Source organism: Rheinheimera lutimaris, from assembly GCF_013283795.1.
Classification (GTDB): Bacteria; Pseudomonadota; Gammaproteobacteria; order Enterobacterales; family Alteromonadaceae; genus Alishewanella; species Alishewanella lutimaris.
On record NZ_JABSOD010000005.1, the window covers coordinates 262,517 to 273,014 of the forward strand.

Below are 10,498 nucleotides of genomic sequence, written 5' to 3' on the forward strand. Positions count from 1 at the left end.
GAAATCTGTTGTGCTTATAGCCTGTAACAGCTACGACCAGTTAAAGTTAACTCAAACTAAAAGAAATCGCTAGCTGAAAAATACAGTTCCAACGAAGAAAGGTGCAAATTTCATCATTTGCGCGTATGCTGGCGCCGTTTTTGCGGCAATAAGTGAGATTTTATGCAAAGTTATCAAGCAGCTAGTGACGCACTCCAAGATAAAGTGATATTAGTTACCGGTGCCGGCGACGGTATAGGGAAAGAAGCAGCATTAACCTATGCCCGTTATGGTGCCAGCGTCATTCTGTTAGGTAAGACTGTTAACAAGCTTACCGCAGTGTATGACGAAATAATCAAAAACGGCGGTAAAGAGCCGGCTATTATCCCGCTCGATCTAAAAGGTGCTACCGCCAAACACTATCGTGATATGGCTACCACTATTCAAGCTGAATTCGGTAAATTAGATGGCGTATTACACAATGCCGGTATTTTGGGTGTGCTAAGCCCGTTTGACCATATTGACTTGCCCACGTGGCAGGACATTATGCAAGTGAATGTCACCGCACCTATGCTGATGACTCAGGCATTATTACCGGTACTAAAACTGTCGCCGCATGCTTCGGTAGTATTTACCTCTTCCGGTGTCGGCCGTAAAGGCCGTGCTTTCTGGGGGCCTTACGCTGTGTCGAAATTCGCCACTGAAGGCTTAATGCAGGTAATAGCCGATGAATACGATAACAGCAGTATCCGCGTGAATTGCATTAACCCGGGTGCCACCCGCACTAAGATGCGCAGTCGCGCTTACCCGGGCGAAGATGTCAATTTATTGAAAACACCGGCTGATTTAATGTGGTTATATCTGTACCTGATGAGTGACGACAGTATTACGGTGAATGGTCAGTCATTAGATGCTCAGCCCAAATAATATACCAAGCCCAAATAACAAAACCCGGCAGTTGCCGGGTTTTGTTATTTGGCAGCGCTTATTTTTTACTCAGAATTTCTTCGCCGTTCGCTGCCGCCCACTCGTTCCAGGCATCCACTTTAGCGTTAAAGTTCTCTACCGCCTGCGCTGTAGCGTCAGTAATCAGGCTGTCAATTTGCTTAGCATACTTTTTATCTACTTTTGTCACCGGCACTACGTCAATACCACGGTCTTGCAACCCTTTCTTCATGGTATGAGTGCGTAATAACTGCAATTGACCATTTTCTACATAAAAGTACTGGCTGTCTTTATTAATTGTTTTGAATTTTGGCTTAGTTGGTCTTTTATCTGAACGTACCGCAGGATCTGCTGATTCAAGCACCATTTCATTATTCAGTTTGTAACCCAACTGCTCCAGCGTAAAGCCTTGTGATTTAGCCAATTGCTCCAACTGAGTAATCAACTCGACCTCTTTCTGACGCTCCGCCAGTACGCTGTTAAGCGTATCAATTACATCGGTAAGCTTGCCTAAGGTTAGCTCTTTTGCTGCTTTTTTCAATTCGCGCTTTTCTAATAAAATCGACATTGCCATCTCCTTTAATAATTCGTTGTAACAGGATAAGCAATTAACTGCATAAAAGAAAGATATAATAAAGCCTGATCACATTAAAATAATATCATTCATTCAGCTTCTGTTAAGATTGATACTATTTCGGTGGTTTTTTGTTCCATTAATAGTACTTCACCTTTTGATTCTACGTTCAATCTAAGCACGTTTTCGGTGTTCGAACAACGGATATTGAAGCGCCAATCAGCCATTTCCATACTCAAACCATCGGTGTGATCAACTAACTCCGCCTCAGAGATATACCTTAATCTAACCAGATTTATTGCGCGCTGCGGCTGCGCTATGTGAAAATTCAGTTCACCGGAAGAAGGATAAGCCTTTATCATATCTTGTACTAATACAGCCAAAGGTTTTGCCGTTACCGACATAAGTTCAGCTATCAGCAGCCAGGGGATCATGCCGCTGTCGCAATAAGCAAAGTCACGAAAATAATGATGCGCACTCATTTCACCACCATAAACCGCATCTTCCAACCGCATGCGCTCTTTAATAAAGGCATGGCCGGTTTTACTCATTACCGCTACACCGCCATGTTGTCGTGCTATGGCCAGGGTATTCCAGTACAACCTCGGATCATGAATAACTTTCTGGCCGGGGTATTTCTGTAAAAAAGCGGCCGCTAACAAGCCGACAATATAATAACCTTCAATAAAGCTTCCCTGCTGGTCAAACAAAAAGCAGCGGTCAAAATCACCGTCCCAGGCAATACCAAAATCGGCGTTATTTTCCACCACTGCAGCAGCGGTTATTGCCCGGTTTTGAGTTAATAACGGATTGGGAATGCCATTGGGGAATGTTGCATCCGCTTGATGATGCACTTTAATAAACTGTAGCGGAATGTGTTGCTGCTGAAATATCGCTTCAATTGCATCAATAACATGACCTGCAGCACCGTTGCCGGCATTGACGACCAGTCGCATCGGTTTAAGCTTTTTAATGTCGATGTAGCTCAACATATGGGCTGTATACGCCGGTAAGATGCACAGCTTGCGGTACAGCACACCGTTACTCGTCAGATTTGCCTCTTGCGCCAACGCTGCGCTCTGCTGACAAAACTGCCGGTAAGACTGCTCGGGAAACGGCTGTGCCAGCAATACAGCGGCAGCGGCTTTAATATCGCCCAGTCCGGTATCACCGCTAATTGGCCTGGCATTATGCCGCACCAGTTTCATGCCGTTATAGTCAATCGGGTTATGGCTGGCGGTCACTTCAATAGCACCATCAACAGCCAGATGCTGAGCAGCGAAATACACCTCTTCAGTGCCAGTCATACCAAGGTCGATTACCGCGACGCCCTCAGCCATTAACCCCAAAGCCAGTGCCAATTTTAATGGCTCTGACGTCGCCCGCACATCAGCGCCTAAAGCAACGGTTTTTGGCTTTACTATCTGTGCGTAGGCGCGGCCAATACACCAGGCAATATGCTCATTCAGTTCATCGCCTAACTTGCCGCGAATATCATAGGCTTTAAAACAGCTAAGCGGATCATCAATTGCGGCCATATTTATCCTCAAAGCGCACTATGTCGTCTTCACCCAGATAGCTGCCTGATTGCACCTCAATCAGCTCCAGCGCTATCTTGCCGGGGTTTTCCAATGAGTGGATCACCCCTACCGGAATGTAAGTAGATTCATTCTCAGTTACCATAAACTCTTTGTCGCCATTTCTGACCAATGCCGAGCCGCTTACCACTACCCAGTGCTCAGCACGATGATGATGCATTTGTACCGACAGCTTGGCCCCGGGTTTTACGGTAATGTGTTTAACCTGATAGCGGTTACCGTGATCTATAGCGTCATATTTGCCCCAGGGCCGGAATACCTCACGGTGCAAATCGACCTCGCTGCGGCCATAACTCTGCAGCTTCGCAACAATATTCTTAACCCCCTGGATATGGGCTTTGCTGGCTACCAATACCGCATCTTTGGTTTCCACTACCACCACATCGTCCAGCCCGATAACCGCCACCAGCCGCTCTTCAGCATTTACATAGCTGTTATTACATTGCTCCAGCAGCACATCACCGCGACAAGCGTTACCCCGCTCGTCCTTGGCCATGACGTCCCACAATGCATCCCAACTGCCGACATCACTCCACCCCGCATCCAACGCTACCATAGCGGCATTGGTTGATTTTTCCATCACGGCGTAATCAATCGAGTCGGACGGGCTGGCAGCAAAGGCAGCTTTATCCAGCCGGATAAAATCCAAATCTTTGGCCGCCGCGGCCAAAGCCTGCTCTGCCGCGCTGATAATTGCCGGAGCAAACTGCTGCAACTCCGCCAGAAAACGGCTGGCTTTAAATAAAAACATGCCGCTGTTCCAAAAATAATCGCCTGAGTCGACAAACTGTTTGGCGGTGGCATGATCCGGCTTTTCGTAAAACTGCGCTACCGCAGCAACCTCTGGTGGCAACGCATCTTTAGCACTGTCGGCACGGCGAATATAGCCGTAGCCGGTGTGGGCACAGGTCGGGACTATGCCAAAAGTTACCAGTTTGCCCTGCTCTGCGGCAGGAATAGCCAACTCAACAGCCCGATGAAAGGCCGGAATATCTTTAATAGCGTGATCTGCCGCCAATATCAGCAGCAGCGGATCAGTGCCGTCGCTCATGGCTTGCAGCGCAGCAACGGCTATAGCCGGCGCCGTATTGCGGCCGACCGGTTCCAACAAAATAGTCGGTTGCGCCGTTGCCAGCTCGCGTAATTGCTCGGCCACCATAAAACGATGATCTTCATTGCAAATAATCATCGGCGGCTGTATATCTGTCAGGCCTTTGAGGCGCAACAGCGTATTTTGCAGCATGCTTTTTTCGTTCAACAGCGGTAAAAACTGCTTAGGCTTTTTGGCGCGGGACAAAGGCCACAATCTGGTGCCTGAGCCGCCTGACAGGATAACAGGGATCATTTTGACTCCATTCAAGGTAAAATTCCGTTTTGAAACAATGCTCGCCACAGTATAGTCAGAATGTCAGCCGGCCGTCAGCTGTTTGTGTTAACTTAAATAAGCGCAGTGAAATTTGCCCAATTTAGCAAATTTCAGCTGGTCGGTGCTCTAAAAGTGGCTAAGATCGGCTATCTTGGCGCACTTTTTCTGATCAGGGTGGACTATGCCGGATTTTAAACAACTGTTTATCAATAATAAAAATTGGGCCGACCGGATTGAGAAAGAACAACCCGGCTTTTTTAAGCAACTGTCTGAGCAACAAGCGCCGGAATATTTGTGGATTGGTTGCTCTGACAGCCGTGTGCCGGCTAATGAAATAGTCGGCTTGTTACCGGGCGAGTTATTTGTGCATCGCAATGTTGCTAACCTGGTATTGCACTCTGATATGAACTGTCTATCCGTATTGCAGTACGCTATTGATATTCTGAAAGTTAAGCATATTTTGGTTGTTGGCCACTACGGGTGCGGCGGTGTAAAAGCCGCCATGACCAAGCAGCGTGTCGGCTTTGTCGACAACTGGCTGCGCAATGTCAAAGACGTGTATTCCATGCACCGCGATGAATTGGAACAGGTCGCTGATGACAGCGAACGGTTAAACCGGTTGATTGAGTTAAACGTGATGGAGCAGGTGCGTAATTTGTGTCATACCAGTTTTGTGCAGGAAGCCTGGGAGCGCGGTCAGCCGCTGACTATTCATGGTTGGGTGTACAGTTTGCGCAATGGTCGGGTTAAAGACCTGCGCGTCAGTCATTCCTGTGCCGATAAAATTGACGATATCTACACTTTAGATCTGACTGACTCCGGCCTTAGCGAAAAATAACTATTTAAAAATAATCTGCTGCTGCGCTACCGGTTTGTAGGTGGCGCGGTGGCCGTCAACCCAGTTGCCGTTTTGCAGGTAGCTGGATTTCGTCTCTAAAGTACCATCGGGCATAATGCGGCTGAATGATTTTACCTGCGTAATACCGTTTTGGTTATTCTCAACGTTTTCCAGTGCAATAATTTCACCCACCCGAGCATCAAACTCCATAGTGCCGTGGGTGTAAAAGCCGGCGGTGGTGAAATAGTAATAGGCCAAGCTTTGCTGGTTTTCATCCCAGAAGATAAATGACTCACCACCATATTGGCCATCATTAATCGAATGCACCGTCTTGATGGCTTGGCCATTTAAGGCACGGCTCCACAGCGAACGGTCAATCACTGTTGTCTGAGCGCCAGGCTGTGTCAAATCTCCCTGCCAATGCTGATTAAGGTAAGGCCGCAGTGGTTCCAGCTTTGGATGCAGCTCTCCTTGCTCAGTTGCAAAAACGGCGGTACTTAGCAGCACACTAAGCCAAAACAATACTGTTTTCATGCTAATACTCTCTCAATGATGTTGTGTCAAGTATCAGAGAAAAGCACCGCAATGTAAAATCAACCGTTACAGGATCACGGTTTTATTGCCATGCACGAACACCCTGTCTTCAACCACCAGTTGCAGTGCTTTACTCAGAGCTGATTTCTCTACATCACGACCGGCGCGGGCCATATCGTCGGCACTGAAATTATGATCGACCGGTGCCACCATTTGTTGAATAATCGGCCCCTCATCCAAATCGTCATTCACAAAATGCGCCGTGGCGCCGATAATTTTCACCCCACGCTCAAACGCTTGCCGGTAAGGATTAGCACCGATAAAGGCCGGTAAAAAGCTATGATGAATATTAATAATTTTATCCGGAAACTGCGCTACAAAGGCCGGCGTTAAAATACGCATAAATTTAGCCAGTACCAGATATTCCGGCTGATAAGGCTTAATCACTTCCAGCAGCGCTGCTTCGTGTTCTGTGCGGCTTAAGCCCTGATGGCTGACATAGTGATAGGGTAAATCAAACCGCGCCGCCAGTTGCTCCAGCTGCGGGTAGTTGCCCACAACAGCAGCAATATCCAGTGCCAGCGAGCCGTCAAATACTTTGATCAGAATATCACCCAGGCAATGCGCTTCTTTGGTTACCAAGATTACAACGCGCTTGGCGCGACGGCTGACTAAGCTGCGCTCGGATCCCGGCGGTAAAGCACGGTCTAAATCAAACAACAGCGTAGCGTCGTTAAATACGCCTTCAAGTTCAGTGCGCATATAAAACTGGCCGCTAACCGGGTCAACATATTCTGTGTTGCGGATGATATTTAACTGGTGTTTATAACAAATATTGGTGATTTGCGCGATCAACCCTTTGGAGTCAGGGCATTCTGTCAGTAAGACCTTACGTTCCATAATATTGTGTATACCTTATTCATACTTGGTTAGTTTTTACCGCATATGGTGCTCTGGCGTCAAAGACATTTAGATGTCTTCGACTTAACTTGTTGTTTCGACAAAAAGCCGCATAATACCGCAGATTAGCTTTGTCTGCGTTTGCACGGGAGTTTATGGCGTCTTATCAGTTTAATGTGGTGGGTTATATTCAGTCGCCCTACAAGCAAAAATTTGCGATTCCGCGCCAACCGGGGCTTATTCCTGAGGCCAGCGGTTATCTGGTGCTGGAAGATGACTACAGCGATGAAGCTATTCTGCGCGGTATCGACAGTTTCAGCCATTTATGGCTGCTGTTTGTGTTTCACGAGACGGCAGATAAAGGCTGGTCGCCTATGGTGCGTCCGCCACGCCTGGGTGGTAATGCCCGTAAAGGCGTGTTTGCCACCCGCGCTACTTTCCGGCCCAACCCGGTGGGTCTGTCAGTGGTAAAGCTGCAAGGCGTTGAGCGCAAAAACGGTAAGCTGATGCTGAAAATCAGTGGTATTGATTTGCTTGATGGCACGCCGGTAATCGATATTAAGCCTTACCTGCCTTATTCTGATGCCTTGCCAAACGCAGCCGGCGGTTTTGCCGATGCCGCACCACAAACCGCGATGACAGTTAGCTTTGCTGAGCAAGCCAGTCTGTTCTGCCTAAAACAAATCCAATATCCTGATTTACAAGTATTTATTGAAAAGGTACTAAAACAAGATCCACGCCCGTCGTATAAAAAACAACGCGAAGGTGAACAAAGTTACGGCATGACACTGTATAACTACAATATTAAATGGACCGTAAACGGAGAACATAACCATGTTACTGAAATCCATCAGCTACCTGAGTAGTTTGGCAGCTGCAGCAACCTGTGTTGCCGTATCCGCCACTACACTACCCGACTTACCCGAGCCGGTAAGTAATAACGCCGTTGCGATAACGTCGGTGCGCGGTAAAACCTATATTGCCAGCTTTATGGGCATAGGCCCGGGTAAACAACACAGCGACGTGCACAATAAAGTCTGGATGCACACCGTGGGCGAATTTAACTGGCAAAGTCTGCCGGCCGTGCCCAGCACCCAAAAAGTGAACGGCCGTATTGCTGCCAGTGCAGTAGCGCTTAACAATAACTTTTTTATCTTTGGCGGTTTTAGCGTTAATGCTGATGGCTCTGAGCAGACCGCGGTAGACAGTTACCGTATTGATCCGGTAACCAAACGCTACACCAAACTGAATGATATTCCGGTACCGGTAGATGACGCTGTCGCGTTAACCTACCAGAACCGTTACATCTATCTTGTCAGCGGCCGGAGCGATCATGGCAATGTCAACCTGGTACAGGTATTTGATAACTTTACCCAGCGCTGGTCACAGGCCACGCCGTTTCCCGGCAAATCGGTATTTGGCTTAGCCGGTGCTATGGCTGATAACCGGATGCTGGTCTGTGATGGTGTGGCATTGCAATATTACGCTGATAAAAAACGTGAATATAAAAGTGAACCGGCCTGTTACCTCGGCACAGTAGGCAGCAATGCTAACCAAATCGACTGGCGTATCATTCCGCATCCTACCGGCACTGCTCGTTACCGTATGGCTGGTATTAACACCAAAATTGATGGCAAAGATATGCTGGTGTTTATCGGCGGCACCACTAACCCGTATAACTACAATGGTATTGGCTACAATGGCACACCGTCAGAGCCTGACAGCAAGGTATGGGTATTTTCGTTAGCAGAGCAACGCTGGCTTAAAGCGGCTGATACCACAGCTGTAATGGACTTACGCGGTCTTGTGGATATAGATGGCGACATCTATTCGGTTGGCGGCATGCAACAGGGCCGGCAAGTCAGCCCCAAACTGATTAAACACCAGATAAAACTCCAATAGAATTGCCCCTGCCGCCTTGCTAGAATGGCGGCAATTTTTCAGCACGACATATGAGAATACGATGCGCAGCAGTCAGTACTTACTATCTACCGTAAAAGAAACCCCGGCCGATGCCGAAGTTATCAGCCACAAACTTATGCTGCGCGCCGGTATGGTGCGTCGTGTTGCCTCCGGCATGTACACTTACCTGCCTACCGGCGTGCGGGTACTGCGTAAAGTTGAGCAAATTGTGCGCGAAGAAATGAACAAAGCCGGCGCTATTGAAGTATTAATGCCGATGGTGCAACCGGCGGAGCTGTGGCAGGAGTCCGGCCGCTGGGACAAAATGGACGCCGAGTTACTGCGCTTTAAAGACCGCCACACCCGTGATTTTGTGCTGGGGCCGACCCACGAAGAAGTGATCACAGATTTAGTGCGGCGCGAAATCACCAGCTATAAGCAACTGCCACTGAACCTGTATCAAATTCAGACTAAGTTCCGTGACGAACGCCGGCCACGCTTTGGTGTCATGCGCGCGCGCGAATTTTTAATGAAAGATGCCTACTCGTTTCATTTAGGCCAGGACAGCCTGCAGCAAACTTATGACGCCATGTATCAGGCGTACTGCAATATTTTTACCCGTTTAGGCCTGGATTTCCGTCCGGTACTGGCCGACACCGGTGCTATCGGCGGCAGTATGTCACACGAATTCCATGTGCTGGCCGCGTCCGGCGAAGATGCTATCGCATTTTCCGACGAAAGTGATTACGCCGCCAATATTGAAATGGCCGAAGCCTTAGCACCTAAAGGTGAACGCGGTGCTGCGACACAAACTCTGGCAGAAGTTGCCACACCCAATGCCAAAACCGTGGCGGATGTTGCAGCTCTGCTAAAGCAGGATATGGCGCTGGTAAGCAAAACCCTGATTGTTTATGCCGCCAAAGCCGATGACAAGGCACCACAGACTCTTGTTGCTCTGGTACTGCGTGGCGACCACGAACTGAACGAAATTAAAGCCGAAAAGCTGCCGCAGGTACAAAGCCCGCTGGTGTTTGCCAGCGAAGAAGAAATTCGCGCGGCTATCGGCGCAGGCCCGGGCTCACTGGGGCCGGTGGGCTTGCCACTGCCGGTTATTGTTGATCGCAGCGCGGCGCATTTAGCAGATTTTATCTGTGGCGCCAATAAAGACGGCTACCACTTAACCGGTGTTAACTGGGACCGTGATATTAAAGATTACAGCGTGGCAGATTTGCGTAATATCGTTGAAGGTGACGCCAGCCCTTGCGGCAAAGGTACACTGGTGATTAAGCGCGGTATAGAAGTCGGCCATATCTTCCAATTAGGCGATCGCTACTCTCAGGCCTTAAAAGCCGGCGTATTAAACGAAGAAGGCAAACACCAGATCATGACCATGGGCTGCTATGGTGTCGGCGTATCGCGCATTATTGCCGCCGCTATCGAGCAAAACCACGATGATTACGGCATTATCTGGCCGGATGCGATAGCGCCATTTCAAATTGCATTAATACCAATGAATATGCATAAATCGGTGCGGATTGAAGAAGCCACAGTACGGTTATACAACGAACTGACTGCCGCCGGTTTTGAAGTGATGTTTGACGATCGTAAAGAGCGGCCCGGCGTGATGTTTGCCGATATGGAGCTGATGGGTATTCCGCACAGCATCGTCGTTGGCGAGCGTAACCTCGACAACCAACAGGTAGAATACAAAAACCGTCGCACAGGCGAAAAAGAAATGCTGGATATTCCATCTGTGGTTGCTGCCATGCAGCAAAAGCTGGCAAAGTAACGCCAGCTTATAATAGGAAAAAGGCAGCGAATTCGCTTAATGCCGGTCAGTTAAGCTGACCGGCATTTTTCTT

General features: G+C 48.5%; 10 protein-coding genes. 5 read left to right on the forward strand and 5 right to left on the reverse strand.

All coding sequences use genetic code 11. The features are described from left to right. The first annotated feature begins 162 nt into the window (after positions 1 to 162). On the forward strand, positions 163 to 906 hold the full coding sequence (locus tag HRH59_RS07275) for a YciK family oxidoreductase (protein WP_173500606.1): 744 nt from the start codon (positions 163 to 165) through the stop codon (positions 904 to 906). Between the two features lie 58 nt (positions 907 to 964). Here HRH59_RS07275 and HRH59_RS07280 read toward each other — a convergent pair whose 3' ends face one another. From HRH59_RS07280 to HRH59_RS07290, 3 genes are all read right to left on the reverse strand, one after another. Further along, positions 965 to 1,492: an H-NS family histone-like protein gene (locus HRH59_RS07280; protein WP_173500607.1), complete on the reverse strand. Its 528-nt coding sequence runs from the start codon at positions 1,490 to 1,492 to the stop codon at positions 965 to 967. A 95-nt stretch (positions 1,493 to 1,587) separates the two neighbouring features. Beyond that, on the reverse strand, positions 1,588 to 3,036 hold the full coding sequence (locus HRH59_RS07285) for a phosphohexomutase domain-containing protein (RefSeq protein ID WP_173500608.1): 1,449 nt from the start codon (positions 3,034 to 3,036) through the stop codon (positions 1,588 to 1,590). Further along, positions 3,023 to 4,441, reverse strand: coding sequence for a mannose-1-phosphate guanylyltransferase/mannose-6-phosphate isomerase (locus tag HRH59_RS07290; RefSeq protein ID WP_173500609.1), 1,419 nt, complete (start codon positions 4,439 to 4,441; stop codon positions 3,023 to 3,025). The genes HRH59_RS07285 and HRH59_RS07290 overlap by 14 nt, the downstream gene beginning before the upstream one ends. Positions 4,442 to 4,643: 202 nt before the next feature. On the opposite strand from HRH59_RS07290, the gene can reads away from it, so the two are divergent. Further along, positions 4,644 to 5,300: a carbonate dehydratase gene (gene can, locus HRH59_RS07295; RefSeq protein WP_173500610.1), complete on the forward strand. Its 657-nt coding sequence runs from the start codon at positions 4,644 to 4,646 to the stop codon at positions 5,298 to 5,300. On the opposite strand, the gene HRH59_RS07300 is transcribed toward can, so the two are convergent. Together HRH59_RS07300 and purU are read right to left on the reverse strand one after the other, a co-directional pair. After that, a complete protein-coding gene (locus tag HRH59_RS07300; protein ID WP_173500611.1) occupies positions 5,301 to 5,834 on the reverse strand; it encodes a hypothetical protein in 534 nt (177 codons plus the stop codon). A gap of 66 nt (positions 5,835 to 5,900) precedes the next feature. Then, positions 5,901 to 6,734 (reverse strand): formyltetrahydrofolate deformylase, encoded by an 834-nt coding sequence (gene purU, locus HRH59_RS07305; RefSeq protein ID WP_173500612.1) that lies wholly within the window; start codon positions 6,732 to 6,734, stop codon positions 5,901 to 5,903. Between the two features lie 131 nt (positions 6,735 to 6,865). Here purU and tsaA point away from each other — a divergent pair, with 131 nt between their 5' ends. The 3 genes from tsaA to HRH59_RS07320 all read left to right on the forward strand — a co-directional run bounded on the left by tsaA (position 6,866) and on the right by HRH59_RS07320 (position 10,425). Beyond that, complete coding sequence (tsaA, locus tag HRH59_RS07310; RefSeq protein ID WP_231702420.1) at positions 6,866 to 7,600, forward strand: tRNA (N6-threonylcarbamoyladenosine(37)-N6)-methyltransferase TrmO; 735 nt, start codon at positions 6,866 to 6,868, stop codon at positions 7,598 to 7,600. Then, a complete protein-coding gene (locus HRH59_RS07315) occupies positions 7,569 to 8,636 on the forward strand; it encodes a Kelch repeat-containing protein (protein ID WP_173500613.1) in 1,068 nt (355 codons plus the stop codon). Before tsaA ends, HRH59_RS07315 begins: the two co-directional genes overlap by 32 nt. A 61-nt stretch (positions 8,637 to 8,697) precedes the next feature. After that, positions 8,698 to 10,425: a proline--tRNA ligase gene (locus HRH59_RS07320; RefSeq protein WP_173500614.1), complete on the forward strand. Its 1,728-nt coding sequence runs from the start codon at positions 8,698 to 8,700 to the stop codon at positions 10,423 to 10,425. Positions 10,426 to 10,498 lie beyond the last annotated feature (73 nt).